This window comes from Streptomyces piniterrae, from assembly GCF_005048155.1.
GTDB classification, from domain to species: Bacteria; Actinomycetota; Actinomycetes; order Streptomycetales; family Streptomycetaceae; genus Streptomyces; species Streptomyces piniterrae.
In genome coordinates this window covers 1-26,154 of the sequence record NZ_SUMB01000010.1, presented here as the reverse complement: position 1 = coordinate 26,154, position 26,154 = coordinate 1, and the positions used below count along the sequence as shown (strand labels likewise).

Sequence of the window (26,154 nt, the reverse complement as noted above, 5' to 3'; positions counted from 1 at the left end):
CGCCTCCTTGGGTCGCCAAACGCCTTGCCCCGGGTGGTGGTTGGCAGGCTCACACGTTTCTTACTGAAGGGTCAATAACTCGCGCAGAAGGGATTGACGTCCTTGCTGACACGCAGTCTCATAAGATGCGACCGCGGGTAACCCCACTAGCGAGGTAGCCACAGCCATGACGAGCGCGCCCACCGCAATGACCGTGACGGATACCGAAGTCCTGCGGGACGCCCTCGGGCTGCTCAAGGACCGGGAACAGGTCGCCGAGCGACTGCTCGACTCCTCCGCCAAGCACTCCTTCGACCCCGACACCGAACTCGACTGGGACGCGCCCCTCGAAGAGGGCAAGTGGTTCTGGCCGCCGGAGCTGGTCTCGCTCTACGACACCCCGCTGTGGAAGCGGATGTCCCTGGAGCAGCAGCAGGACCTCTCACGGCACGAAGCCGCCTCCCTCGCCTCACTGGGCATCTGGTTCGAGATCATCCTGATGCAGCTCCTGGTGCGCCATATCTACGACAAGCCGGTGACCAGCGCACATGTGCGTTACGCGCTCACCGAGATAGCCGACGAGTGCCGGCACTCCAAGATGTTCGCGCGCATGATCCACAAGGGCGGCGCACCGACGTACCCGGTCTCCCGGCTCAACCACAACCTCGCCCGGATCCTCAAGACGGTCTCCACCACCCCGGGTTCCTTCGCCTGCACCCTGCTCGGCGAGGAGATCCTGGACTGGATGCAGCGGCTGACCTTCCCGGACGAGCGGGTGCAGACCATCGTCCGCGGCGTGACCCGCATCCATGTCGTCGAGGAGGCCCGGCATGTCCGGTACGCGCGCGAGGAACTGCGCAGGCAGATGGTCACCGCGCCGCGCTGGGAGCGGGAGTTGACCCGTATCAGCTCCGGTGAGGCGGCCCGGGTCTTCTCCATCGCCTTCGTCAACCCGGACGTCTACGCCAACGTCGGCCTCGACAGGCGCGAGGCCGTCGCCCAGGTGCGGGCCAGCGGCCACCGCCGCGAGGTCATGCAGTCCGGCGCCCGGCGGCTGACCGACTTCCTGGACGAGATCGGCGTACTGCGGGGCGTGGGCCGCCGGTTGTGGAAGAGCTCCGGGCTGCTGGCCTGACCGGGCCGCCGGTGCGGCCATACGGCCACGTACTCGCACGTATCAGCCATGCCGTACGAGCACATGTACGAACCCGAATCCGGGGCGGTTACGCTGCTGTTCATGAACGGCAGCGGCACCGCCCCAGCAGTACCCCGACCCGCCTATCGCAGGATGGGCGTCGAGCAGCGCCGCAGCCAACTGCTCGCCGCCGCCCTGGACCTGTTCGCGCAGCGTGCCCCCGAGGACGTCTCGCTGGACGATGTCGCGACCGCGGCCGAGGTCTCGCGCCCGCTCGTCTACCGCTACTTCCCCGGCGGCAAGCAGCAGTTGTACGAGGCAGCGCTGCGCAGCGCGGCCGACAAGTTGGAAGGCTGCTTCGCGGAACCGGAGACGGGCCCGCTGACCCAGCGGCTGTCCCGTGCCCTGGACCGCTATCTGGCGTTCGTCGACGAGCACGACGCGGGGTTCAGCGCACTGCTCCAGGGCGGCAGCGTCGTGGAGACCTCCCGTACGTCGGCGATCGTGGACGAGGTGCGGCGCACCGCCGCCGACCAGATCCTGCGGCACATGGGGGAACCCGAGCCGGGCGTACGGCTGCGCATGACGGTCCGCATGTGGATCACCGCCGTCGAGGGCGCCTCGCTGATCTGGCTCGACGAGGACAAGCAGCCCGCGCTCGACGAGCTGCGCGACTGGCTGGTCGACCACTTCGTCGCCCTGCTGACCGCGACCGCGGCCCGGGACCCGCAGACCGCGCGGGTGACCCGGGCGGCCCTGGAGCTGGAGACCGCCGACGGCCCGGTGGGCGATCTGGCGCGCCGTATCCTGCCGGTCGTGAGTGACGCCGCACACCTGCTGTGACCTGCGGCTCCGCCGCCGCCACGGGATGCGCCCGTACGGCGGTCCGCGGTCCCGCGGGCGACCGAGGGGTGTGACACTTGGGGAGTGAGAAGCGAGAACACCCCCTTCGTCGGCGGGCCCCTGGACGGCCGGGTGCTGCCGGTACTGGTCGGCGCTACCGGCCAGCCGCCGAAGACGTACGAGATCCCGGTGCCGAACGACGACGGGCGGCCGCCGACGCTGCATCTCTACCGGCGGGTCCCGGCACGGGTGGGGCGCCTGGGGCTGCCGAGCGGGTGGAAGTACGAGTACGCCCCGGAGGGGAAGGCGCCGCAGGGGAAGACGTCGGAGGGGAAGTCGCAGGCCGGCCCCAAGTGGCCCTGGAAGAAGTCGCGTTGAGCGCGGCCCGCGCAGACCTCCGCACCTTCACCGAACCTGGTCCGGACCATTGACAGCAGTGGTCTAGTCCTGTTTGCTGCCTGGCCAGGGAGCCGCCCCGCGCCTCCCTGGCCGGCCCCATCCCGCAGGGGCGGCCCCCTCCCCACCCTCGACCGCGCACCCCCGGCGCCGTCGACGAAGGAGCAGCCCCCATGCGCCTGCGTATCCCCCGCCCCGGCCTGCCGGCCTCTCCCCGCCCCCACCTGGCGGCGCTTCCGGGGCCCCGCCGCCCCGCAACCGTCGCGGGACGCACCCTGCGCACCCTCCACCTGCGCACCAGGGCCGTGCCGGCCGCACTCGCCGCCGTCACCGCGATGGCCGTACTGGCGGTCGCCGCCGAGACCAGCACCGCGCACGCCACCGGCGCCGCCGATGCCAGCGCCGCCGCACGGCCCGCCGCGGACACCCCGCCGACGACCGGACAACGAGCCGCGGACCTGCCCGCCCACGCCCTCGTCGGCTATCTCCACACCAGCTTCGCCAACGGCTCCGGCTACACCCGGCTCGCCGACGTCCCCGACAGCTGGGACATCATCGACCTGGCCTTCGGCGAGCCGACCTCCACCACCTCGGGCGACATCCGCTTCGCGCTCTGTCCGCGGACCGAGTGCCCCGGAGTGGAGACCGAGGACGAGTTCAAGGCCGCGGTCAAGGCCAAGCAGGCGGCCGGCAAGAAGGTGCTGATCTCCATCGGCGGACAGAACGGCCAGGTCCAGCTGACCACCACCGCGGCCCGCGACGCCTTCGTGAAGTCCGTCGGCGGGATCATCGACCGCTACGGGCTGGACGGCCTGGACATCGACTTCGAAGGCCACTCCCTCGCCCTCGACAACGGCGACACCGACTTCAGGAACCCCACCACGCCGGCGATCGTCAACCTCATCTCGGCGGTGCGGACCCTCAAGGGCAAGTACGGCGAGAAGTTCACGCTGACCATGGCACCGGAGACCTTCTTCGTCCAACTGGGCCACCAGTACTACGGCTCGGGCCCGTTCGGCGGCCAGGACCCCCGGTCGGGCGCCTATCTCCCGGTCATCCACGCGCTGCGCGACGACCTCACCCTGCTGCACGTCCAGGACTACAACTCGGGCCCGATCATGGGCCTGGACGAGCAGTACCACACGATGGGCGGCGCGGACTTCCACATCGCGATGACGGACATGCTGCTGGCCGGCTTCCCGGTGGCCGGCAACAAGGACAACGTCTTCCCCGCGCTCAAGCCGTCCCAGGTCGCGATCGGCCTGCCCGCGTCCACCAGCGCGGGCAACGGCCACACCCCGCCCGCCGAGGTCGCCGACGCGCTCAACTGCCTGACGAAGAACGCGGATTGCGGCGGCTACCGACCGCACGGCAGCTGGCCGGAGCTGCGCGGCCTGATGACCTGGTCGATCAACTGGGACCGCTACAACGACTGGGAATTCCAGAAGAGCTTCGACGCCTACTTCGGCGGCTGATCGGGTGGTCTGATTGTCATAAAGCGCCGGAACCGCCACCCATTAGCCGGAAATGTATGACTGCCGTGGCAGCATCCGAACCGTCAGATCCATCCGGACGGCTCGGATGGTGCCGCGGGAGTCGGAGGTGGATTCGTGTCCGGTCGATTGCTGAGGTCGGTCTGCGCGCTGGCGCTCGTAGGCGCCGCGACGGTCGCCCTGCCCGCGTCGCAGGTGCTGGCCGAGGGGGTCCCGGATCCGTCGCCGATGGGGGCCGCGGGCGGCGGGACGGCAGGGACGTCAGGGACGGCGGGGGCCGGGGCAGGGGGGACCGGGGCCGGGGGGACGGGGATGGCGGAGCCGGGGCCGTCGGGGACGGCGGTGCCGGAGACCGGCTCGTCGGACACGGGCGAGGGAGAGCTGGGACGGGTCACCGAGGGCGCCGACGGGGGCCCCATGGCCGGCGGAAGCACCGGCGAACCCACGGACACAGGCGAGAGCACGAGCCCCGATGCCGATGCCGATACCGATGCGGATGCCGACGCCCCGCTCTCCCCCACGGAGCGCACCCCGAGCGCGCTGCTCAGGCAGCTTCAGTCCCTCTACCGCAAGACCGAGGAGTCGACCGAGGCGTACAACGCCACCCAGGAGGACCTCGGCGAGGCACAGCAGCATTTCACGGCGCTCGACACCCGGCTGGCGAAGGCCCGTAGGCAGCTGACCGAGGCGCGGGCCGACGCGGGGCGGCTGGCCCGCCTGCAGTACCAGGGCGCGAGCACGGGCGGACTCTCGTCGTATCTGCGCATCCTGATGGCCGAGGATCCCCAGCAGGCGATGGACTCGGGGCACTTCCTCCAGGAGGCGGCCGCCGAGCAGGCGGCCACCGTCGCCCGGCTCACCGGCGCCGAGAAGACGGCCAACGCACTGGCCAAGGAGGCCCGTGCCTCGCTCGACCAGCAGCGACACCTGACCGACCAGCGCAGACAGCAGCGGGACACGGTGCTGGAGAAGCTCAGGGCGGTCGAGGAGCTGCTCGCCTCGCTCACCGAGGAGCAGCTCACCGAGCTCAGCCAGCTGGAGGCGCAGGGCATCGACAGCGCGCAGCGCACCGCGCTGGCGACCGGCGCGGTCGGCGGGAGGGACCAGGAGGGCAAGGAGAGCGCGCCGTCACGGGTCGGCGAGCGGGCGCTGGCGTACGCCCTCGACCAGGTCGGCAAGCCGTATGTCTGGGGTGCGACGGGACCGGATTCCTTCGACTGCTCGGGGCTGACCTCACAGGCGTGGGCGCATGCCGGGCGGCGGATCCCGCGCACCAGCCAGAAGCAGTGGAAAGAGCTGCCGCATGTGCGGCTGAACGAGCTGCGCCCCAGCGACCTGGTCATCTACTTCCGCGGGGCGACGCATGTGGCGATGTACGTCGGCGGCGGCAAGGTCGTCCAGGCGCCCAAGCCGGGCGGACGGGTGGAGATCGTGCCGATCGCGTCGAATCCGCTGCTGGGGGCGGTACGGCCGGACCCGGGGCCGGGGCCGGAGGGGACCGAGGAGACGAAGGGGACCGGGGAGCGGGAAGCCGGGGGGACGGAGGAGACCCGCCGGAGGGACGAAGACAGGCGGCGGGAGGACGACAGGCGGCGGGACGAAGACCGGCGCAGGGAGGAAGACAGGAGGCCGGACAGGCGGCCGGAGGGAGCCTGGCGTCCGGAGGAGGACTGGAGTCCCTGGGACGAGTGGGACGCGGAGGAGCGGGCGCTGCGGCCGATGCGGCGGCTTGAGGCCGTCTGGCGGATCTGAACTGCGGAATTCCGCAGTGTCGGGGTGGTGCCTGCACCACCCCGACAGTGTGGCCTGCATGGTGGATCGAGGCCTGTGGCCGGCGGAACATCGTTGATGTGCGGACGCGGATGTCCGCGCGGAAGTCCCTTGGGGAGGAACGGTGTTCAGGTTGATGAGACATGCCTCGGTGAGACGACGACGGGCGGTCACCGCGGGGTGGGGAGTGGCCACGGCGGCGGTCGCGGCCGGGGTCGCGGCGGTTGTCCTGCCGGCGACGGCCGGTGCCTCGGCCGGGGCCGGCACGGCGGGGGTGCCCGCGCGCTACGCGGACCAGCGGCTGGCGTGGCGGGCCTGCGCCGACGCACCGTCGCTGGAGTGCGCGGCGATGACCGTGCCGCGCGACTGGCACCGTCCGGATGCCGGCGAGGACCTCACCGTGGAGGTGTCCCGGCACCGGGCGACGGATCCGGCGCGCCGGCGCGGGGTGTTGATGATGGCGGCGGGCGGCCCCGGTGCCTCGGGGCTGACCCGGCCCAAGGGGTTCGCCGAGCGGTCTCCGGAGCTGGCCGCCGTGTACGACGTGGTGGGCTTCGACCAGCGAGGGGTCGGACGCAGCACTCCTCTGCGATGTGTGACCGACGCCGAGTTCCGGGACTTCTTCGCCCATGACTTCCGCGACCGCTCCCCCGCGGCGATACGGGGCGTCCTGGACCGCTCACGCCAACTGGCGCGCCACTGCGCGTCCCGGAGCGGTGATCTGCTGCCGTACCTCACCACCGACCAGGCGGTCCGCGACATGGACCTCTACCGCTCGCTGCTCGGCGCCCCGAAGCTCTCCTACTACGGCCCGTCCTACGCCACGATGCTCGGCGCCTACTACGCGACGGAGTTCCCCCGGCGGGTGGACCGCTTCGTCCTGGACAGCAATATCGCCTTCGGCGGCAGCTGGCAGACCTTCGAAGAGGGGCAGCCGATGAGCTTCCAGCGCCGCTTCGAGAAGGACTTCCTGCCCTGGCTCGCCCAGAACGACGCGGTCTACCACTACGGGCGCACCCCGGCCCAGGTGCAGGCGAGGTGGGAGCGACGGCGCGCCGCGCTGCGCGAGCGCCCGATACGGTTCGGCACCTCGGTGCTGGGGCCCAACCAGCTCGACAGCGGCGCGATCCAGGCGATGTACGACGCCAAGGCGTTCCCCGCACTCGCGCAGGGCCTCGCGGTCCTGGAGCACTGGGACACCGCGTCGCCGCAGGAGAAGCGGGCCGTCCAGGACGGATTCACCCACTACCTCTCGCCGGACTTCCTCGCCGACTTCTCTGCGGTGACCTGCAACGACACTCCCTGGACGCGCGACCTGGACCACTGGATACGCCGCAGCGCCAAGGACACCGCCGACCATCCGCTGATGGGCGCCAGGGAGCTGGCGTTCGCCGCGACCTGCGCGGCCTGGCCCGCCTCCGACGCCCCGCGAGTCCGGGTGACGGGCAAGGGGCTGCCGACGACCCTCATGCTCAACTCCCGCCATGATCCGGCCACTTACTACGAGGGGGCGATAACCGCCCATCGCGCGCTGCGCGGCTCGCGTCTGGTGACGGCGGACGGCGGTGACCACGGCCTGTACCGGCACGGCAACGCCTGTGTGGACAACGCCGTGGACGCCTTCCTCCTGCGGGGGACGCCCCCGGCCCGGGACACGGTGTGCGCGTCGGGCGCGGCCGCCGGGGCCGGGAGCGGGGGCCGCGTCAGCCGGTGACCGAGGCCAGGTAGGCGTTCGCCTTGTCCGGGTCGTAGAAGAAGTTGTCGAGGTCGGACGGGTCGTCGAAGCCGTTGGCGAAGCGGTCGGCGATGCTCTGGACCTGACCGGCCGCGCCGATGATGTTCAGGACGTGCTCGGGCGGCGGCGCCAGCATCGCGTTGGTGAACTTGGTGACGTGCTGGGCGGTGTCCCAGTAGCGGTCGAAGGTGGCCTGCATCCAGTCCCCGTCGAAGGGCTTGTCACCGTGCTCGACGATGGACGCGAGGTAGGCGGCGGCGCACTTGGACGCGGAGTTGGAGCCCTGGCCGGTGATCGGGTCGTTGGCGACGACGACGTCCGCCACACCCAGGACCAGTCCGCCGGACGGCAGTCGGCCGATGGGCTTGCGGACGGTCGGGGCGTAGCGGCCGGCCAGCGTGCCGTTGCCGTCGGTCAGCTCGACCTTGGTGGCACGGGCGTACTCCCACGGCAGGAAGGTCTCCATGAGCTCCAGCGTCTTGGCGAGGTGCTCGTTGGGGTCCTTGATGTCCTGGAAGACGTCCAGCGGGCCGCCGGGGATGCCCTCCCAGAAGAGGATGTCGGCACGGCCGGAGGTGGTGAGAGTCGGCATGACGAACAGCTCGCCGACGCCGGGCACGAGGTTGCAGCGCACCGCCTCCACATCGGGGTGCTCGGGGCGCGGGCCCAGTCCGTGGACGTAGGCGACGGCGAGCGAGCGCTGCGGGGTGTCGTAGGGAGAACGGGCGGCGTCCCGGCCGAACATGGACACCAGCTCGCCCTTGCCGGCCGTGACCAGCGTCAGGTCGTAGCGGCTGGCGAAGAAGTCCAGGTCGGAGACGGCGGCGCCGTGGATGACGAGCTGGCCGCCGCGCTGTGCGAAGGTCTCCATCCAGCCGGCCATCTTGACCCGCTGGTCGACGGACTGGGCGTAGCCGTCCAGCTTGGCGACCCAGTCGATGGCGCGGACCGAGCCGTCGGGCGCCGCGTGGCTGCCGGGCGCGGCGACCGAGACGCCCAGGCCCTCGATGCGCGGGGCCTGGCTCTCCCAGAAGTTGATCTGGAGGTCGCGCTCGTGCTGGAGGGCGGTGTCGAACATGCACTGCGTCGACATGACCCGGCCGGAGCGGATCTCGTCGGCGGTGCGGTTGGACATGAGGGTGACCTCGTAGCCCTGGGACTGGAGACCGAGGGCGAGCTGAAGTCCGGACTGGCCGGCTCCGACGATCAGGATCTTCCGCATGGCGGCTCTTCTCTGCTCACTGCTGTCGTACGGGGGGTGGGGCTGGTGCGGGCGTGGGGGGCGGGGCCGGTGCGGGCGCGGGGGCGCCGTGCGAGCGCGGGCGTTATTCGGGCGAGGTGTCGAGGGCGTGCGCGACCAGCGCCAGCAGCGACTCGGTCACCGTGATCCGCTTGCGTGCGTCCATGATCACGACGGGCACGTGCGGCGGCACGGTCAGCGCGTCGCGGACGTCGGCCACGGCGTACGACTCGGTCCCCTCGAAGTGGTTGACCGCGACGACGTACGGCAGTCCGCAGCTCTCGAAGTAGTCCAGTGCGGGGAAGCAGTCCTCCAGCCGCCGGGTGTCGGCCATCACGACCGCGCCGATCGCGCCCCGCACCAGGTCGTCCCACATGAACCAGAAGCGCTGCTGACCGGGCGTGCCGAACAGATAGAGCACCAGGTCCTGGTCGAGGGTGATCCGCCCGAAGTCCAGCGCGACCGTGGTCGTGGCCTTCTCCGGGGTGGCGGAGAGATCGTCGGTGCCCTCGCTGGCCTGCGTCATCACCGCCTCGGTCTGCAGCGGGGTGATCTCCGAGACCGACCCGACGAAGGTGGTCTTGCCGACGCCGAAGCCGCCCGCCACCACGATCTTGGTGGCGATCGGCGCCCGCGTACGGTCCGTCTGCCAGCTCTGCAGGCCCTCGTCGGCGTCCGGCGCCGGGGCGTCGGCCTCTCGCACGGGATCGGCGGTCATCGTCGGCCCGGCCGCTCTCGTGTCAGAGCCTGTGAAGTCCACTCAGCACCCTTTCCAGCAGTGCGCGGTCGGGCCGGCCGATACCGTGCCCGGTGCCGTACACACGAATCTTTCCCTGGTCGGCGAGATCGCTGAGCAGGACGCGGACCACGCCCAGCGGCATTTTGAGCAGTGCGGAGATCTCCGCGACCGAACGCATCCGGCGGCACAGTTCGACGATCGCGCGCATCTCCGGCATGACCCGTTCGACCCAGCGGCCTTCCGTCGAGGCCAGCTCCAGTCGGTCGTCGGGGGCGTCCAGTGCGGCGACGAACGACTCGACGAGCAGCACATGGCCGAATCGGGTGCGGCCGCCGGTCAGCGAGTACGGGCGGACGCGGGCGGGTTTCCTCGCCCCGCCGCCGCGTATGGGGAGTTTCGGGGTCACTGGGCACTCTCCATCGACTTGCGGAGTTCCGTGCGGAGTTCGGGGGTCAGGACGTGTCCGGCCCGGCCGACGAACAGCGCCATGTGGTAGGCGATGACGCTCATGTCGCAGTCCGGGGCGGCGTGCACACCGAGCAGTGAGCCGTCGCTGATCGACATGACGAACAGGCTGCCCTCCTCCATCGCGACCATCGTCTGCTTGACGCCCCCGCCGTCCATGAGCTTCGCGGCGCCGTTGGTGAGGCTGCCAAGGCCGGAGATGATGGTGGCGAGATCGGCGCTGGATCCTCTGGGCCCGTCAGTGCCGCCGGCCTTCGCCGCCGTCTCGTCCGCCCGGTCGGGGTCGGAGGACAGCAGCAGCAGACCGTCGGAGGAGACCACCGCGACCGAGCGGATGCCGGGCACCTCGTCGACCAGGTTGGTCAGCAACCAGTGCAGATTCCGTGCCTGACTGCTCAGTCCCTGTCCGTGAGCAGTGGGCGCTTGCGCCTTCAATCGCGTGCCTCCTCGACAACATGGCGATCTCCCGGGGCCCCCGCTCCGTCGGTGTCGGCCTGTGGGATGTGCTGCTCCGCGGTACGTTCTGCGATCTCGGCCTCGACCTCGCGCCGGCCGTCCCGCGCGCCCTGCTGGAATCCGCCGAGCCGGCGGCGCAGCGCCTCGGCGTTGACCCCGCCGCTCGTGCGCGGGGCGGGCGGCTGCTGCGCCACGATCTTGGGCGTGCGCTTGGGCAGACCGGTGCCGGTCGTCCGCCGCTCCCCGGCGGACGGGGCGTCGGCGGGCTGGGCCTCTCCTGTCTCTCCTGCCTCGGCGGTCTCGACGGCCTGCGCGTCGTCGGCCTGCGCGTCGTCCGTCTGATCGGCCGTCCGATCGGCCGTCTGCCGATCGGCCGGTGCGCCGTCGTTCTCGGGGCCGGCGATCTCGGGGCGGGCGTGCTCGTCCGGGCCGATGGCGTACGGGTCGCCGGCGCCCTGCCCGCTGCTGCCGTGGTCGCCCACGGCCTCCTCGTCCTCGGGGCGGGTGTGCTCGCCGCCGCCGACGGCGTACGGGCCGGGCGACTCCGGGCCGTACGGGCTCGGTTCGGGCGCGGCGCCGAGCCCTGCCGCGTCGATCGCGCGCTCCGCGGCGGCGACGAACGGGTCGATGGCGGGGGCGGGGGCGGGCGCGGGCGGAGCCTCGTCGACGGGCTCGGCCGTGGCAGCGTCGAGCGGCGCGGATTCCGGGGCCTCGTCGCCGCCCCTGGCCTCGTCGGTCACGGACGCGTCATCGGCACCCGGGGCGTCACCGGCAACCAGCGCGTCACCGGCACTCTCACCACCGGCAGCCTCGTCAACCACACCGGCGTCAGCCGCATCAGCACCAGCAGCGCCGAAAGCCCCGGAAGCCCCAGCAGCAGCACCAGCAGAATCGGCACCCCCGCCGGCGTCACCCCCCTCGCCGGCACCCACGGCATCCACGGCCTCGACGGCCTCCGTGGTCTCGACAGCCTCCGTGGCCTCGGCCGCCCGGTCCCCCGCCGGCACCCCCACGCCGGCCACCGCTCCCGCCGCTGCCGCCCGGTCCACCCACGACCGCCGCGTCAGCAGGGCGTTGGAGTTCGCCTCGGCGACCGAGCCGGGCAGGTTCTGGCCGGGGACCGCGTCCGCCGGGGACGCCGCCGGGTGGGCGGCCGGTGCCGGGCGGGTGGGCAGGATGGAGCGCGGGAGGACGACGACGGCGGTGACACCGCCCTGCTTCTGGTCCCGCAGCTGGACCCGGATGCCGTGCCGGGCGGCCAGCCGTACGACCACGTACAGGCCGAGCCCCAGGGCCTCGTCGACGGTCTCCGAGGACGAGGCGGCCTCGGCGTCCGACAGTCGCTCGTTGAGCTCCGCCAGCCGGTCCGGGGTCATCCCTATGCCCTCGTCCTGGACGGAGAGCATGACCTCGCCGCTCTCCAGCAGCCAGCCGGAGACCTCGACATGGGCGTCCGGAGGCGAGAACGCGGTGGCGTTCTCCAGCAGTTCGGCGACGAGATGGCTGAGGTCGTCCGCGGCGAACCCGGCGACCTGGGAGTGCGGCGGCAGCGACTGGACGCGGACCCGCTCGTAGCGCTCTATCTCGCTGATCGAGGCGCGCAGTACGTCCAGCAGCGGTACCGGCCCGACATGCGAGGTGGCGTGTTCCGCGCCCGCCAGGACGAGGAGGTTCTCGCTGTTGCGGCGCATCCGCGCCGCGAAGTGGTCCAGCTTGAAGAGGGTTTCCAGCCGCTCCGGGTCGTGCTCCTGCTCCTCCAGCGCCTCGATGACGCCGAGCTGGCGCTCCACCAGGCCCAGGGTGCGCAGCGACAGATTGACGAACCGTCCGTGCACGCCGGCGCGCAGGGCCGCCAGCCGCTCGGTGAGGTCCGCGACCTCTTCCCTGAGCTCCTCGCCCTGCTCCTGGAGGACCTCGCGCTCGGCGACCAGCCGCTGCCGGCCGCCGACCAGCCGCTTGCGCTCGCCCTCCAGTTCCGCGGTGCGCCGCGCCAGCTCGCCGACCTGGGCGTGCAGCGCGTTGACGGACCGTACGGCGGCGGCGAACTCGTCGTTGCGGCCCTTGTAGGCGATGGGCTCCTCGTGCGCGGGGTCCTCGGCCACCCGCTTGGCGCCGATCCGCAGCGCGGCCAGCGGCTGGGTCAGGGAACGCGCGGCCCAGACGCCGGCGCCGACGGCCAGCAGCAGGCAGAGCCCCTCCAGGCCGATGCGGATCTCCAGCTGCGTCACATCGTCGTCGCGCAGGGCCGCCAGCCGCTCGATGTCGGCGGTGGCCATCGCCGACTCGACGCCGCGCATCAGGCCGACGCGAGCGGTGAGCGTGGCCTGCACCCGCTGGCGGTTGAGCCGCAGATCGGCGGCGTCCAGGAAGGGCTGGTCGGTGAGATGGGTGAGATAGCGCTCGGCGATGGTGACGTCGGTGCCGTTGACGGTGCGGTCGTAGCGGTCCCTGGCGCCCTGGCTCGCCGACTGGGTGAAGTCGCCCAGCGCGCCCTGTTCCCGCAGATGCGCGAGCTGGGCGGCGGCGGCCAGCCGGGGCTGCGGGCCGCCCGCGTTGAGCGCGGCGAGCAACAGGCCTCGGGTGCCGGCGGCCTGGTCGGCGGCGCGGCCGAGGGCGGGCAGCGCGCGGGTGTCGGCGTCCGCGGCGTCCGCGCGGGCGGGCAGGCCGCGGGCGATGTCGTCGCTTATGGCGCCGAGCGCCTGGACGACCTGGGTGTACGCGTCGAAGGTGTCCTCGGCCGATCCGGGCCCGGACAGCGCCTGGTGACGGGTCTGCGGCAGCGCGGCGAGGAGCTTGGCGGCCTCGGCGTAGACCGCGCTCTCCCCTGAGGCGTCGCCGGCCTCCGCGCGCAGCTCGCCGATCTGCCGGTCCACCCGGGCGCGCTGGGACTGCGCGGCCTTGTCGCCGTCGCGGGCGCTGCGCCCGGCGGCGACGTAGGCGGTCATGGCGTCGCGCTCGTCGGCGAGGGAGTGCGCGAGCGCGATGGCGCGCGCGTTCAGCTCGGCGAGGTCGACCAGCTGCTGGGTGTTCTGGGCGTTGTCGGCCGCGGTGGCTATGGCGGGCGCGCCGGCGCCCAGGATGGCTACGGCCACCACGGCCACGGCCCCGACCAGCCGGTTGCGTACCCGCGCGGGACGCCGTCCCGTGCCGTCGCCGCCGTCCGTCGTGCCCGGTCCCGAGACCGAACCGGCCGGTGAACCCGGCTTCCCTGCGCCGCCCCGAAGCCGCTTCATCCGCACCGCTGCTCGCATTCCTGTCTCGCCTGCCCACGCCGTGTTGGCGTCGCGGACCCGGCTCGCTTCCGCTCGCGGGGCGGACTTGCGCGAAGGCCCGCACGTCGCCCGACATCCCCCCAGAAGACGGCGCCACGCGCCGACCGCCCGCAGTACATCCGCGAAGGGAAACAGCCCGGTTCTGCGCGTCGCGACGAACGTCCTGGCCCACCCCAATGATCCGGGAAGCGACCATTCCACCGGCGCCGCGCAGTGGCTCGGCAACAGATGCCCGGCCACCTGAACGAGTGAACATCAATCGCAGTTTGACCATCAACTCCCCCGCACGGCCGACCTGGGCCGCAACGGCGTGCCACGGCGAGACGCGTTTGGAGAACCGCCGCGGCCCTGGAAAGATGCGCGCCCGCAGCCAGCCGAACCCGTCCATCGGCGCTTTCCGACCGCCGCCGACCTGGCCGTGCGCCAACGACCCCGCTCGGCACGGCCACCGGGCCCGATCGGCCGTCTCCGGCAGACTTGCCCGCATGCGCATCGAACTCGCCATCGAGCCGGGTGATCCCCAACGCCCAAACGAGGACTACGCGTCGGTCGCCCTTCCGGCCTCCGGCCAGGGCGGTGTCCTGGTCCTCCTGGACGGTGTGACGCCCCCGGAGGGCGACGTCGGCTGCGTGCATACGGTGCCGTGGTTCACCGCGCGCCTCGGTGGCGCGATGCTCGAACTGTCGGGTTCACACCCGGATATGACGCTGACTGAGGCGCTCGCCGCGGCCATCGCCCGCACGGCCGACGCGCACCGATCCACCTGTGACCTTTCTCACGCCCGCACTCCGCAGGCAACGGTGGTCGCCGCGCGGTGGTCCGGACACGCCGTCGAGCACCTGGTGCTGTCGGATTCCGTCCTCCTCCTGGAACGGACGGACGGCTCGGTGCGTCCCGTGCTGGACCCCCGGCTGGACGAACTGCCGCCCGCGGTCCGCGCGCAGCGGGACGCCGTACGGGCGCTGCCCCGGGGCTCCGCCGAACGGGCCGCGGCGGGCCGGGAGTACGGCCGCGCGGTCGAGGCGCTGCGCAATGCCGAGGGGGGCTTCTTCACCGCGGCCGCGGATCCCGCGGTGGCCGCCCGCGCGGTGACCGGCAGCACTCCGCGCGCCGGGATCCGCTCGCTGACCGCGCTGACCGACGGGGCGGGCCGCTGGGTCGAGGTCTTCCGCGCGGGCTCCTGGGCGGACTGCGCCGCGCTGGTCGCCGAGCAGGGGCCACAGGCGCTGATCGACCGGGTGCGGGCGGCGGAGGCGGCCGACCCGGACTGCGCCGCGTACCCGCGTGGCAAGGGGCGGGACGACGCCGCGGTGGTTTTTGTCGCGCCGTGACAAAAAGGGGCACGGGAGCGGGCGCCGCCGACGGCCGGGCGGCGGCCGCCCGTGGTGTCACCGGTCTACCGGCAGCCCTCCGGGCTGCTGCCCCTCCTGCCCCTCCTGGCACCCCTGCCCTTCCTGCCCTTCCTGCCCGGCATTGAGCTGGTGGAGCAGGCGGGCGAGTTCGGCGACCTCGGCGCGGTCCCAGGAGGCGAGGCGGCGGGCGTACTGGGCGCGGCGGGCGGTGCGGACGCGGGTGAAGCGGTCCAGGCCCTCGTCGGTGATCCGCACCAGGACGGCCCTGCCGTCGGCCGGATCCGGTGCGCGGGCGATGAGCCCGAGGCGTTCCAGTGCGTGCAGCTGACGGCTCATCGTGGCCTTGCCGACGCCGAAGAAGCCCGCCAGGTCGGTCGCGCGCTGTGCGCCGGCGTCGGCCAGCCGGACCATGAGCCCGTACGCGGCCGGCTCCAGATCGGGGTGGACCTCGCGCGCCAATTCGCCGGACGAGGCCCGCGCCCGCCGCAGAAACACCGCCAACTCGCGTTCCAGGGACAGGAATACGTGGTCCACACCACTCGGTTCGCCGTTCGCCGTCGTACCGTCGGCTCCGGTGTTGTGCACGTCAGCGCCCTTTCCCTCTTTCCCCGCCCTGGAATTTTCCGTCCGCGGCGGCCGAAGCCGCAGCTCGGACAGTATTTCGCACGGTTAGACCAACGGCTGCCCGGTAACACTCTTTTGGGAGGGTGGTCTACGCGCGTACCGGTATTCGTGGCATGACCACACCAAAATCCGGCCCATGCGCCATTCCCTCCTCATTCCCCCCTCAGGTCACTCACCGAGATCCCTCGAGATCTACGGAGGCACGTATGACCGTGCGCAGATCCGGCTCCCCCCACCCCCCGGCGCGGTCCCTCGCGACCGCGGCCGGAATCCTCCTCGCGATAGTCTCCCTCCTTCTGTTCGGTCTGCCCGGCACCGCCGCCGCGGCCACGACCGCCGCTCCGGAACCCACCCACCCGGGCCAGGACTGGGCCGGTTCGGAGATCGCCAAATACGAAGGCGGCGCCGGCGGCCGGGGCATCACGCAGCAGCCCTCGCTCCGGGCGTCCGTCCACGGCGTGGACGTCAGCAGCCACAACCGCAATGTCGCCTGGTCGACGCTCTGGAAGAGCGGAGTCCGCTTCGCCTACGTCAAAGCGACCGAGTCCAGGAGCTACACCAACCCCTATTTCACCCAGCAGTACAACGGTTCGTACCGGGTCGGCATGATCCGTGGTGCGTACCACTTCGCGACCCCCAACACCTCCAGCGGCGCGGCCCAGGCGAACTACTTCCTCGCCCACGGCGGCGGCTGGTCCAAGGACGGCAAGACGCTGCCCGGGGCGCTCGACATGGAGTACAACCCGTACGGCGCGACCTGTTACGGGAAGAGCGCGGCGGGGCTGGTCAACTGGATGAAGGACTGGTTCGCGACGTACAAGAAGCGCACCGGCCGGGACGCCGTCCTCTACACCTCCACCCGCTGGTGGAAGAAGTGCACCGGCAACTCCCGGGCCTTCGGCAGGACCAACCCGCTGTGGGTCCCGCGCTACGGCTCCTCGGTCGGCGAACTCCCGGCCGGCTGGGGCTTCCACACCATCTGGCAGTACACGTCGTCCGGTCCGACGGTCGGTGACCACAACCGGTTCAACGGAGCGTACGACCGGCTGAGAGCGCTGGCGAACGGTTGACCAAGCGGCCGTGCGGCCCCCACCCGCGCCCGGCCGCAGGCATGAGAGGGCCCCACCGCACGTGGAGTGCGGCAGGGCCCTTCCCGTTTCACGCGGCCATCGGGACCTTCGGCGCCGCTCCGTTGGACGCCGGCGTCAGCGCCAGCTCCAGCACCTGGCGGACATCCGACACCGGGTGGACCTCCAGCTTTTCCAGGACCTCGGCCGGGACGTCGTCCAGGTCGGCCTCGTTCCGCTTCGGGATCACCACGGTGGTGATGCCGGCCCGGTGCGCGGCCAGCAGCTTCTGCTTGACGCCGCCGATCGGCAGCACCCGCCCGGTCAGCGACACCTCACCGGTCATCGCCACCTCCGGCCGGACCTGGCGCCCCGACAGCAGCGAGGCCAGCGCCGTCGTCATCGTCACGCCGGCGCTGGGACCGTCCTTGGGGACGGCGCCCGCCGGTACGTGCAGATGCACGCCCCGCTCCTTCAGATCACCGACCGGAAGCTCCAGTTCCGCGCCGTGCGAGCGCAGGAACGACAGCGCGATATGCGCCGACTCCTTCATCACGTCGCCGAGCTGACCGGTCAGCTGGAGCCCCGACCCACCCGTCTCCGGGTCGGCCAGCGACGCCTCGACGTACAGCACATCGCCGCCGGCGCCGGTGACCGCGAGGCCGGTGGCCACACCGGGCACCGCGGTCCGCCGCTCGGCCGGGTCCTGCGCCGACTCGGGAGTGTGGTGCGGCCGCCCGATCAGCGGGCGCAGCTGCGCGGTCCCGACCGTGAACGGCAGCTCCCGCTCGCCCAGTTCGTGCTGGGCGGCGACCTTGCGCAGCAGCCTGGCGACGGCCCGCTCCAGGTTGCGGACGCCGGCCTCGCGGGTGTACTCGCCCGCCAGCTTGCGCAGCGCGTCCTCCTCCAGGGTCACCTCGCCGGGCTCCAGGCCGGCCCGCTCCAGCTGCCTCGGCAGCAGGTGGTCCCGGGCGATGACGACCTTCTCGTCCTCCGTGTAGCCGTCCAGGCGGACCAGCTCCATCCGGTCCAGCAGCGGCTCCGGAATCGCTTCGAGGACGTTGGCCGTGGCCAGGAACACCACATCGCTGAGGTCCAGTTCGACCTCCAGGTAGTGGTCACGGAAGGTGTGGTTCTGCGCCGGGTCCAGGACCTCCAGAAGGGCCGCTGCCGGGTCGCCCCGGTAGTCGGACCCCACCTTGTCGATCTCGTCGAGGAGGACGACCGGGTTCATCGAGCCGGCCTCCTTGATGGCGCGGACGATCCGGCCGGGCAGCGCGCCGACGTACGTACGGCGGTGACCGCGGATCTCCGCCTCGTCACGGACGCCGCCGAGCGCGACCCGGACGAACGAGCGCCCCATGGCCCGCGCGACCGATTCCGCGATCGACGTCTTGCCGACCCCGGGAGGGCCGACCAGCGCCAGCACCGCGCCGCCCCGGCGTCCGCCCACCAGGCCCAGACCGCGTTCCGAGCGCCGCTTGCGCACCGCCAGGTACTCGGTGATCCGCTCCTTGACGTCCTCCAGGCCTGCGTGGTCCGCGTCCAGGACCTCCTTGGCGCCGGCGATGTCGTAGGCGTCCTCGGTGCGCTCGTTCCACGGCAGTTCCAGAACGGTGTCCAGCCAGGTGCGGATCCACGAGCCCTCGGGGCTCTGGTCGCTCGCCCGCTCCAGCTTGTCGACCTCCTTCAGGGCGGCCTTGCGGACCTCCTCGGGCAGGTCGGCGGCCTCGACCCGGGCGCGGTAGTCGTCGCTCTCGTCCTCGGGGTCGCCGTTGAGCTGGGCGAGCTCCTTGCGGACCGCCTCCAGCTGCCGGCGCAGCAGGAATTCCCGCTGCTGCTTGTCGACGCCCTCCTGGACGTCCTTGGCGATGGACTCGGCGACGTCCTGCTCGGCGAGGTGCTCGCGCAGCGCCTCGGTGGCGAACTTCAGCCGGGCCACCGGGTCGACGGTCTCCAGCAGCCGGACCTTCTGTTCCGTCGTCAGGAACGGCGAGTACCCGGAGTTGTCGGCGAGCGTCGGCACATCCTCGATCTGCTGGACGCGGTCGACGACCTGCCAGGCGCCGCGCTTGCGCAGCCAGCTGGTGGCCAGCGCCTTGTACTCCGTGACGAGTTCGGCGACGGAACCGGGGAGCGGGTCCGGGACCCGCTCCTCGACGGTGGTGCCCTCCACCCACAGGGCGGCGCCGGGCCCGGTCGTGCCGGAACCGATCCGCACCCGGCCCAGGCCGCGTACCAGCGCGCCGGGATCGCCGTCGGACAGCCGCCCGACCTGCTCGATCCGCCCCAGCGTGCCGATGCCGGCGTACGTACCGTCAACCCGGGGCACCAGCAGCACCTTGGGCTTGTTGCCCGAGGGCCCCGAGGACGCGGCGGCCTGGGCGGCCTCCACCGCCGCCCGCACCTCCGCGTCGGACAGGTCCAGGGGCACCACCATGCCGGGCAGTACGACCTCGTCATCGAGGGGCAGCACGGGCAGAGTGAGCGATGTGGACGTCGAAGCCATGATCTCCCCTTCGGCAGGCAAGTTGAGCTGTACTCACTCAATGCGGTGGGGGCGGGAGATGTTCCCCGGAGGGTGTTCGCTGTGAGCGATCGGGGCGGCCGCTACCAGTGGGCGGGGCGGGCGAGGGCCGGTGGCAGCGTGGTGGCCTGGTCGCCCTTGGCGGCGTTGAGCTGCGACTGGGTGAGGAAGATGCTGCCGGTGAGGTCGGCGCCGCCGAGGTCGGCGTCCCTGAGGTCCGCGCCGATCAGGTCGGCCGACCGCAGATCGGCGCCCTTGAGGTCGGCGGCGATGAGGTAGGCGCCGCGGAGGTTGGCGCCCCGCAGATCGGCGCCCTTCAGGCGGGCTCCGATCAGGTCGGCGCCCCGGCGGTCCTTCCTGCGGCCCGGGATCTTGGCGCGTACGAGCTCACTGGTGCGCAGCAGCAGCGCGTTGACCTCGCCCCGGTGCGCCGGGACGTCCAGACCCTTCAGTTCGTCGGCGGTGCCGCGGGTGAGGCGTTCGGTCTTCTCCAGGGCGCGCCGCAGTTCGGCGTGGACCGGGCGGGCCGGCGCCAGGGTCAGCGCCTCGGCCAGGTACCAGAGCAGCTCATGGAGCTGGCGCATGACGGGGAACACATCGAACATCTGCCGTGCGGTGCCCGGCGCCTGCCGCCAGTCCTGACCGCCGAAGGTGACCTGGGAGACCTTCTGGCCGGCGCCGAAGCAGTCGAAGACGGTGCAGCCGGAGAAGCCGCGCCGGCGCAGGTCGGTGTGGATGCCGCAGCGGAAGTCGGTGCTCAGGTTCGGGCAGGGCCGCCCGGCGTCCTTGTCGATCGCGAAGTCCGCCGAGGCCGCGAACGGCAACGCGACACAGCACAGCCCGAAGCAGCTGCCGCAGTCGGACTGCAGGCCGAGATCCGCGGACTGCGGGCCGGGATCCGCGGCCTGCGGGCCGAGGTCTGTGCTGCCGGGATGCGGGGAGGGGCGGTCCTGGGACACCGTGCGTGAACTCCTGCCGAGGGGGCCATGGGTGCTCCATTCTCCCAGCCGGCCGTCTTGGGCGGCGTTGTCAGTGGTCGCCCCTAGCCTTCGGAACATGAGCATGATCGGAGAGTACGCACGTGTCACGCCCGCCGAACTCGACCGGGCCGTCCGCGATCCCGAGTGGGCACTGCGGCTGGTCGGCAGGCGGATGGACGCGGAAGCGGCCCGCGGCACGCCTCCGGCGAAGGCCCGCTGCCTCGACGTCGACCAGGCCTGGGGCGCCCTCGGCTTCCTGCTCGCCCGCGCGGCCTTCCCCGTGGACATCGTGCACGGCGAGGACGCCATCGAGGACGCCGAGGACTGGGGCTACGGCCCGCCCCGCTTTCTCACCCCCGACCGGGTCCGGCTGGCCGCCAAGGCGCTGGACCAGATATCCGCCGAGGACCTGACGTCCGGCGTCACCCCGGAGGACCTCGCCGGCGCGCGGGTCTACCCGGCTCTCATCTGGGAGCGCGGCCAGTCCCTGGACTACGTGCGCCACCACTACGCCCGCCTCTGCCCGTTCTTCCGCACGGCGGCCGACGCCGGGGACGGGGTGCTGATCTGGTTGGGCTAGGTCGTGTCCGCAAAGTGGTTGTCGCGTTGGTCTGTTCGTGGTGCGTCGACATGAGCTGACTGATGAGTCGTGGGCGGTGATCGAGCCGTTGCTGGCGCCGTCGAGGATGGGCCGGCCAGTCCGCGACCGCCGGCAGGTGGTCAACGGCATTCTGTGGAAGCTGTCCACCGGGGCGGCCTGGCGGGACCTGCCCGAGCGGTACGGACCGTGGAAGACGGTCTACGAACGCTTTCGCCGCTGGTCCGCCGACGGCACCTGGGACCGCCTGCTGGCCCATGTCCAGCAGCATTCCGACGCCGTCGGCGCCGTCGACTGGACGATCGTGTGCATCGACTCGACCACCGTGCGAGCCCACCAGCATGCGGCCGGGGCCCGATAAGGGGGCAGTCCTGGCCAGGTGAGGCGCTCGGCCGGTCCCGCGGCGGACTGACCACGAAGATCCACCTCGCCTGCGACGGGCAGGGGCGGCCGCTGGCTTTCACCCTCACCGCCGGGAACGTCAACGACTGCACCCAGCTCGAAGCGGTCATGGCCCGCATCCGCATCGAGCGGTACGGGCCCGGCCGCCCCAGGACACGGCCCGACCGTGTTGTCGCGGACAAGGGCTACTCATCCACGAAGATCCGCAGCTATCTGCGGCGGCGAGGCGTCAAAGCAGCGATTCCCGAACGGATCGACCAGATCAACGGCCGCATCCGTCGAGGCGAGAGCCGGTGCCGACTCGACCGGGCCGCCTACCGACGCCGCAACGTCGTCGAACGCTGCTTCAACCGACTCAAACACAACAAGGCCCTCGCCACCCGCTACGACAAACGCGCCCGCCACTACCAAGCCCTGGTCACCATCGCCTGCCTCCGACTATGGCTGCCCTGACTTTGCGGACACGACCTAGGGCGTGTCCGACGGGTCAGGGTCGGCGCCGCGGGGGCCGGGCCGCCCCCGCCGGCCTCACCCGTCAGTGAGTGCGTGCCCCGCGCAGCGCCGGGTGGCCCAGGTCCCCGAGGAGCGGGGCGGCCGTGGCGCGTTGGGCGCGCCAGCGGCGCAACAGGGGCCAGCCGGCGACGCCCAGGGTGAGCGACAGCAGATGGCCCCAGTCGCTCACCGGATCGGCGTAGGCGAGCAGATCGGTGACGACCAGATAGCCGGCGCCGGCCAGCAGCGGCCAGCGGGACCAGGCGGGGAGCAGACCGGCGAGCGCTCCGGTGCACGTCATCACGCCGAAGCTGATGCCGTAGTCGAGGCGGTGCAGGGCGCTGTCCGGCAGCTGCCCGGCGGCGACCGAGAAGCCCACCGGCAGTTCGGTCGCGAGGGTGGCCAGCGCATGGCCGCCGAAGAACACAGCGGCGGCGCGCAGCCCGCCGATCCGCCGCTCCAGGGCCGTCAGCACGAAGAGGAAGCCGACGGCGTACGCCGAGGTCATTCCGCCGGCGATCCACAGCGCGCTGGCCACGAGGACCAGCAGCGGGGTGCGCGCGAGATGGACGACGTCGGTACTGGAGCCCCGCAGCAGCTCGTCGACCAGCGAGGGGTCGGCATGCTCCGCGAAGAACGAGGTCGCCGCGAGGAGGGCGGCGTAACAGAAGGTGAAGGGGGTGCCGAGAGGGGTGGGCAGGAGTTTCCAGGGACGCCACCGGGTGCGCGACCGGGCGGCCGGCCCGGCCCCGTCCGCGGGAGCCGCCGGAGCCTCGGGCGCCGCAGCGGGTGCCGGCCCCCCGCGCTGCCGGGGAATCCCCCCGAGGACGGGCGGCCGCTGCGGGTCGGCGGCAGGGCCGTCCGTCCGCCCGCCCTCGACGGCCGTGTCGCCCGACATCCCGTCGGCGGTTCCAAGCCAGCTCACTGCACGAAGCCCCTTCCGTTCCGGCGCGCCGCCGCCGAAGAACAGCCACGCCGGTGTGGTCCCCCGGCCGTGATTCCGCTGTCGTGATTCCGTCGTCGTGAAGAACGTTGGCGACCACCCTGCACGCTCAACCCATGAGCGAGCTGTGCGAGTGAGATGCATCACGTGACGCAACCTCCATGAGATTCGCCACGTCAACGGTCGGCGGGCGGATCGGAGGCGGACCGCGGCCATGATCCCGAATGCCGGAACGGCGGGCCCGAACGGTTGGACCACCGCAGCCGCCGTTGGCCAAGATGGCGGTATGGCTCCCGTATCCCCCTCGTATGAGACGCATCCGGCGGCCGGCCCCCAGGAGGCCCCGCGCATCCTCGACCGACGCCAAGGCCCTTACGGCGAGGTGGTGTTGCGCGCCCGCGGCGGGACCCCGGCGGTCTACGAGATCATCGCCAACGGCTGCTTCCTGATGGACACCTCCGACGGCCGCTCGGAGCGCCTGCTGATCGACGCCGCACTGTCCGAACTGCCGCCCGGACGCACCCGGCCCGCCGTCCTGATCGGTGGCCTCGGTGTCGGCTTCTCGCTGGTCCGGGCCGCGGAGGAGCCGCGGTGGGGCCGGATCGCCGTGGTCGAACGCGAGGCGGCGGTCATCGACTGGCACCGCACGGGCCCGCTGTCGGCGGTCTCGGCGGCCGCGCTGGCCGATCCCCGTACCGAGATCCTGCACACCGACCTGGTCGCCTACCTCCGCGACGGAGCGGGCCAAGACGCCTTCGACGCCCTGTGTTTGGACATCGACAACGGCCCGGACTGGACCGTCACCGAGGACAACGGCAGCCTCTACTCCCCCACCGGTCTCGCCGCCTGCCGGGACCGTCTGACGCCCGGCGGGGTGCTCGCCGTGTGGTCCGCGCAGCCCTCGCCGGCATTCGAACAGGCTCTGCGAAATGCCGGTTTCAGCGGGGTGCGGACGGAAGAGATCCCTGTTGTCCGAGGTGTCCCGGACGTCGTCCACCTCGCCCGCAAGGGCGCGTAGCCGTCAGTCACACCATGGCTTTACGCTGCTGCCCAGCAAGACGCGACCACGCAGGGGACATGCAGGGGCGGGCGATGGACCAGACTCAGACAACCCAGGGCGGCACCGCCGCGGCCACGCCGGGCGCCCAGCGCCGGGTGCTGGTCGTGGAGGACGACCCGACGATCGTCGACGCCATCGCGGCCCGGCTGCGCGCCGAGGGCTTCCAGGTGCAGACGGCGACGGACGGCCCGGCCGCCGTGGACACCGCCGAGGCCTGGCAGCCCGACCTGCTCGTCCTCGATGTGATGCTGCCGGGCTTCGACGGCCTGGAGGTGTGCCGCCGGGTCCAGGCCCAGCGCCCCGTTCCGGTGATGATGCTCACCGCCCGGGACGACGAGACGGACATGCTGGTCGGGCTGGGCGTCGGCGCCGACGACTACATGACCAAGCCCTTCTCGATGCGGGAGCTGGCCGCCCGGGTGCATGTCCTGCTGCGCCGGGTCGAGCGCGCCGCGCTGGCCGCGCACACCCCGCGCAGCGGCATCCTGCGCCTCGGCGAGCTGGAGATCGACCACGCGCAGCGCCGGGTCCGGGTGCGCGGTGTGGACGTCCATCTCACCCCCACCGAGTTCGATCTGCTGGTCTGCCTGGCGAACACCCCGCGTGCGGTGCTCTCCCGTGAGCAGCTGCTGGCCGAGGTCTGGGACTGGGCGGACGCCTCCGGGACGCGCACCGTCGACAGCCACATCAAGGCGCTGCGGCGCAAGATCGGCGCCGAGCGCATCCGTACGGTCCACGGCGTCGGCTACGCCCTGGAGACCCCGGCCGCATGATGCGGTGGCGCCTTTCCGTGCGGGAGTCGTGGCGACCGCGGGTGCGCAGCTGGCGCCTTTCCGCGCGGGAGGCCCTGGGGCGATCCCTGCGGCGACTGCGGCGGCCCCCGGCCCGCGAGTGGTGGCGACTGCCCGCCCAGGGCCTGTGGGAGCGGATCTGGGAGGGGCTGCGACCGCTGGATCCGTACCGCTCCGTCAAGGCCGCGCTGGGCGCGCTGGTCATCGTCTCGGTGATCATCACCACCCTGCTGGTGTTCGTCGCGATGCACTCCGCGACCGAACTGCGGGTGATCACGGTCTTCTCGATCATCGCCTCGCTGCTGATCACCCAGTTCGTGGCGAACAGCCTGACCGCGCCGCTCGGCGAGATGACGGATGTCACCCGTTCGATGGCACATGGTGACTACACCCGTCGGGTGCGCTCCGGTCGCCGCGACGAGTTCGGTGACCTGGCCAGCGCCTTCAACCGGATGGCGGCCGACCTGGAAGCGGTGGACACCCACCGCAAGGAGCTCGTGGCGAATGTCTCGCACGAGCTGCGCACCCCGATCGCGGCGCTGCGCGCGGTGCTGGAGAACGTCGTGGACGGGGTCTCCGAGCCCGATCCGGAGACGATGCGGACCGCGCTGAAGCAGACCGAGCGGCTCGGCCGGCTGGTCGAGCACCTTCTGGACCTGTCCCGGCTGGACAACGGGGTGGTGCCGCTGCACGCCCGGCGCTTCGAGGTCTGGCCGTATCTGTCGGGGGTGCTCAAGGAGGCCAACATGAGCCGGGGCGCCTCGACGCTCTCTGCGCTGTCCGGGGTTGCCGGTTCCGGCACCCACACCCGTACGGACGTGCATCTGCACCTCGATGTCTCACCGCCGGAGCTGACCGCGCACGCCGACGCCGAGCGGCTGCACCAGGTCGTGGCCAATCTGATCGACAACGCGATCAAGCACAGCCCGCAGCACGGCAGGGTCACCGTGCACGCCCGGCGAGGCGAGGGGCCGGAGAGCCTGGAGCTGGAGGTGCAGGACGAGGGCCCCGGCATCCCCGAGTCGGAGCGCTACCGGGTCTTCGAACGGTTCAACCGCGGCGGTCCCGGCGCGTCGGGGCCCGGCACCGACGGCGGTACGGGACTGGGCCTGGCCATCGCGCGCTGGGCGGTGGATCTGCACGGCGGACGGATCGGCGTGGCCGAATCCCCACGTGGCTGCCGTATCCGCGTCACCCTTCCGGGGCTGGAGTCAGCTCGCGGTTGACGCCCGTGACGTAGGGTCGGTCGTGGGAGCACTCATCACCGGATCTCACTCCGGGGTGCGCCGACGATGAGTTCTACCCGCACGCGGGCAAACTTCGTGTGTTTCCCGCCATGTCATGCCCTGAAACCCTTCGGTGAATGTGACGTGCGCGACGAGTGACCCTCCCGGACTGCACCAAAGGTCACAACAGGCGTAGCCTTTATTCCCGCTGTCCACCACCTTAGGAAGCGGAAGAGGGCGGTTGCCGCCGTGTCGCTACAGTCCCCCAACAGCTCGAGCATCTCGACCGACCAAGAGGGGCAGGGAAAGAACCCTGCCGCCGCGTTCGGTCCCAATGAGTGGCTCGTCGACGAGATCTACCAGCAGTACCTCCAGGACCCGAACTCGGTAGACCGAGCCTGGTGGGACTTCTTCGCTGACTACAAGCCGGGCGGCGCCAACGCGTCGGGCCAGCCGGCGGAGGGCTCGGCCCCCGCCGCACCCGCCCCGTCCCAGGCCGCGCCGGCCGAGCCCAAGCCCGCCGCCCAGGCGCCGGCCCCGGCTCCGGCTCCGGCGGCCGCCCCGGCCCC

22 protein-coding genes and 1 pseudogene are annotated in these 26,154 nt (G+C 72.0%); 14 read left to right on the top strand and 9 right to left on the bottom strand.

Annotated elements, in window-relative coordinates; translation table 11 throughout:
* Positions 1–166: 166 nt before the first annotated feature.
* From FCH28_RS26010 to FCH28_RS25985, 6 genes and pseudogenes are all read left to right on the top strand, one after another.
* Positions 167–1,114, top strand: a complete 948-nt coding sequence (locus FCH28_RS26010) for an AurF N-oxygenase family protein (protein ID WP_136742587.1) — start codon at positions 167–169, stop codon at positions 1,112–1,114.
* Between the two features lie 102 nt (positions 1,115–1,216).
* Positions 1,217–1,957: a TetR/AcrR family transcriptional regulator gene (locus tag FCH28_RS26005; protein ID WP_136742853.1), complete on the top strand. Its 741-nt coding sequence runs from the start codon at positions 1,217–1,219 to the stop codon at positions 1,955–1,957.
* Between the two features lie 84 nt (positions 1,958–2,041).
* Positions 2,042–2,335, top strand: a complete 294-nt coding sequence (locus FCH28_RS26000) for a hypothetical protein (RefSeq protein ID WP_136742586.1) — start codon at positions 2,042–2,044, stop codon at positions 2,333–2,335.
* Positions 2,336–2,811: 476 nt separating this feature from the next.
* Positions 2,812–3,828, top strand: a pseudogene (locus FCH28_RS25995) (chitinase); the annotation flags it as partial.
* Positions 3,829–3,963: 135 nt separating this feature from the next.
* The gene (locus tag FCH28_RS25990) at positions 3,964–5,598 is read left to right on the top strand and encodes a C40 family peptidase (RefSeq protein WP_246103217.1); all 1,635 of its coding nucleotides are present in this window, start codon (positions 3,964–3,966) and stop codon (positions 5,596–5,598) included.
* A gap of 169 nt (positions 5,599–5,767) precedes the next feature.
* Positions 5,768–7,330, top strand: a complete 1,563-nt coding sequence (locus FCH28_RS25985; protein ID WP_246103215.1) for an alpha/beta hydrolase — start codon at positions 5,768–5,770, stop codon at positions 7,328–7,330.
* Here FCH28_RS25985 and FCH28_RS25980 read toward each other — a convergent pair.
* The 5 genes from FCH28_RS25980 to FCH28_RS25960 form a co-directional block, all read right to left on the bottom strand.
* Positions 7,320–8,573, bottom strand: coding sequence for a styrene monooxygenase/indole monooxygenase family protein (locus FCH28_RS25980; protein ID WP_136742584.1), 1,254 nt, complete (start codon positions 8,571–8,573; stop codon positions 7,320–7,322). The genes FCH28_RS25985 and FCH28_RS25980 overlap by 11 nt on opposite strands.
* A gap of 103 nt (positions 8,574–8,676) precedes the next feature.
* Positions 8,677–9,309, bottom strand: coding sequence for a GTP-binding protein (locus tag FCH28_RS25975; protein ID WP_136742583.1), 633 nt, complete (start codon positions 9,307–9,309; stop codon positions 8,677–8,679).
* 22 nt (positions 9,310–9,331) lie between these two features.
* On the bottom strand, positions 9,332–9,736 hold the full coding sequence (locus tag FCH28_RS25970; protein ID WP_136742582.1) for a DUF742 domain-containing protein: 405 nt from the start codon (positions 9,734–9,736) through the stop codon (positions 9,332–9,334).
* Positions 9,733–10,230 (bottom strand): roadblock/LC7 domain-containing protein, encoded by a 498-nt coding sequence (locus FCH28_RS25965; protein ID WP_136742581.1) that lies wholly within the window; start codon positions 10,228–10,230, stop codon positions 9,733–9,735. Before FCH28_RS25965 ends, FCH28_RS25970 begins: the two co-directional genes overlap by 4 nt.
* A complete protein-coding gene (locus FCH28_RS25960; protein ID WP_136742580.1) occupies positions 10,227–13,484 on the bottom strand; it encodes a sensor histidine kinase in 3,258 nt (1,085 codons plus the stop codon). The genes FCH28_RS25965 and FCH28_RS25960 overlap by 4 nt, the downstream gene beginning before the upstream one ends.
* 524 nt (positions 13,485–14,008) lie before the next feature.
* Between FCH28_RS25960 and FCH28_RS25955 the strand changes: the two genes are divergently transcribed.
* A complete protein-coding gene (locus FCH28_RS25955) occupies positions 14,009–14,854 on the top strand; it encodes a protein phosphatase 2C domain-containing protein (RefSeq protein ID WP_136742579.1) in 846 nt (281 codons plus the stop codon).
* Positions 14,855–14,911: 57 nt separating this feature from the next.
* Here the strand turns inward: FCH28_RS25955 and FCH28_RS25950 are convergent, their stop codons facing one another.
* Positions 14,912–15,460, bottom strand: a complete 549-nt coding sequence (locus FCH28_RS25950; protein WP_136742578.1) for a MarR family winged helix-turn-helix transcriptional regulator — start codon at positions 15,458–15,460, stop codon at positions 14,912–14,914.
* A 245-nt stretch (positions 15,461–15,705) separates the two neighbouring features.
* Here FCH28_RS25950 and FCH28_RS25945 point away from each other — a divergent pair, with 245 nt between their 5' ends.
* Positions 15,706–16,569: a lysozyme gene (locus FCH28_RS25945; RefSeq protein WP_136742577.1), complete on the top strand. Its 864-nt coding sequence runs from the start codon at positions 15,706–15,708 to the stop codon at positions 16,567–16,569.
* 88 nt (positions 16,570–16,657) lie between these two features.
* On the opposite strand, the gene lon is transcribed toward FCH28_RS25945, so the two are convergent.
* Together lon and FCH28_RS25935 are read right to left on the bottom strand one after the other, a co-directional pair.
* The gene (lon, locus tag FCH28_RS25940; protein ID WP_136742576.1) at positions 16,658–19,075 is read right to left on the bottom strand and encodes an endopeptidase La; all 2,418 of its coding nucleotides are present in this window, start codon (positions 19,073–19,075) and stop codon (positions 16,658–16,660) included.
* A 101-nt stretch (positions 19,076–19,176) separates the two neighbouring features.
* The gene (locus tag FCH28_RS25935) at positions 19,177–20,052 is read right to left on the bottom strand and encodes a pentapeptide repeat-containing protein (RefSeq protein ID WP_169314255.1); all 876 of its coding nucleotides are present in this window, start codon (positions 20,050–20,052) and stop codon (positions 19,177–19,179) included.
* A gap of 97 nt (positions 20,053–20,149) precedes the next feature.
* On the opposite strand from FCH28_RS25935, the gene FCH28_RS25930 reads away from it, so the two are divergent.
* The gene (locus tag FCH28_RS25930) at positions 20,150–20,653 is read left to right on the top strand and encodes a YfbM family protein (RefSeq protein ID WP_169314254.1); all 504 of its coding nucleotides are present in this window, start codon (positions 20,150–20,152) and stop codon (positions 20,651–20,653) included.
* A gap of 40 nt (positions 20,654–20,693) precedes the next feature.
* Positions 20,694–21,526 (top strand): IS5 family transposase gene (locus FCH28_RS25925; RefSeq protein ID WP_246103213.1). Its coding sequence is split into 2 segments (ribosomal slippage): positions 20,694–21,030 and positions 21,030–21,526, totalling 834 coding nucleotides; the frame shifts between segments, so codons are not numbered across the junction.
* Positions 21,527–21,608: 82 nt separating this feature from the next.
* On the opposite strand, the gene FCH28_RS25920 is transcribed toward FCH28_RS25925, so the two are convergent.
* Positions 21,609–22,490 carry a rhomboid-like protein gene (locus FCH28_RS25920; protein WP_246103211.1) on the bottom strand — a complete coding sequence of 294 codons (882 nt, stop codon included), beginning with the start codon at positions 22,488–22,490 and terminating at the stop codon, positions 21,609–21,611.
* Positions 22,491–22,794: 304 nt separating this feature from the next.
* On the opposite strand from FCH28_RS25920, the gene FCH28_RS25915 reads away from it, so the two are divergent.
* The 4 genes from FCH28_RS25915 to FCH28_RS25900 all read left to right on the top strand — a co-directional run.
* A complete protein-coding gene (locus FCH28_RS25915; RefSeq protein WP_136742575.1) occupies positions 22,795–23,526 on the top strand; it encodes a spermidine synthase family protein in 732 nt (243 codons plus the stop codon).
* Positions 23,527–23,600: 74 nt separating this feature from the next.
* Positions 23,601–24,341 carry a response regulator transcription factor gene (locus FCH28_RS25910; RefSeq protein WP_136742574.1) on the top strand — a complete coding sequence of 247 codons (741 nt, stop codon included), beginning with the start codon at positions 23,601–23,603 and terminating at the stop codon, positions 24,339–24,341.
* A complete protein-coding gene (locus FCH28_RS25905; protein WP_425471999.1) occupies positions 24,338–25,585 on the top strand; it encodes a HAMP domain-containing sensor histidine kinase in 1,248 nt (415 codons plus the stop codon). The genes FCH28_RS25910 and FCH28_RS25905 overlap by 4 nt, the downstream gene beginning before the upstream one ends.
* A 249-nt stretch (positions 25,586–25,834) precedes the next feature.
* Positions 25,835–26,154: 2-oxoglutarate dehydrogenase E1 subunit family protein (locus FCH28_RS25900; protein ID WP_136742573.1), on the top strand; the 320-nt coding region annotated here is incomplete at its 3' end.

Coding starts and splice junctions, on each gene's coding strand:
- FCH28_RS26010 (WP_136742587.1), top strand. CDS start 167: ATGACGAGCGCGCCCACCGCAATGACCGTGACGGATACCGAAGTCCTG.
- FCH28_RS26005 (WP_136742853.1), top strand. CDS start 1,217: ATGAACGGCAGCGGCACCGCCCCAGCAGTACCCCGACCCGCCTATCGC.
- FCH28_RS25980 (WP_136742584.1), bottom strand. CDS start 8,573: ATGCGGAAGATCCTGATCGTCGGAGCCGGCCAGTCCGGACTTCAGCTC.
- FCH28_RS25975 (WP_136742583.1), bottom strand. CDS start 9,309: ATGACCGCCGATCCCGTGCGAGAGGCCGACGCCCCGGCGCCGGACGCC.
- FCH28_RS25960 (WP_136742580.1), bottom strand. CDS start 13,484: ATGAAGCGGCTTCGGGGCGGCGCAGGGAAGCCGGGTTCACCGGCCGGT.
- FCH28_RS25955 (WP_136742579.1), top strand. CDS start 14,009: ATGCGCATCGAACTCGCCATCGAGCCGGGTGATCCCCAACGCCCAAAC.
- FCH28_RS25945 (WP_136742577.1), top strand. CDS start 15,706: ATGACCGTGCGCAGATCCGGCTCCCCCCACCCCCCGGCGCGGTCCCTC.
- lon (WP_136742576.1), bottom strand. CDS start 19,075: ATGGCTTCGACGTCCACATCGCTCACTCTGCCCGTGCTGCCCCTCGAT.
- FCH28_RS25930 (WP_169314254.1), top strand. CDS start 20,150: ATGAGCATGATCGGAGAGTACGCACGTGTCACGCCCGCCGAACTCGAC.
- FCH28_RS25915 (WP_136742575.1), top strand. CDS start 22,795: ATGGCTCCCGTATCCCCCTCGTATGAGACGCATCCGGCGGCCGGCCCC.
- FCH28_RS25910 (WP_136742574.1), top strand. CDS start 23,601: ATGGACCAGACTCAGACAACCCAGGGCGGCACCGCCGCGGCCACGCCG.
- FCH28_RS25905 (WP_425471999.1), top strand. CDS start 24,338: ATGATGCGGTGGCGCCTTTCCGTGCGGGAGTCGTGGCGACCGCGGGTG.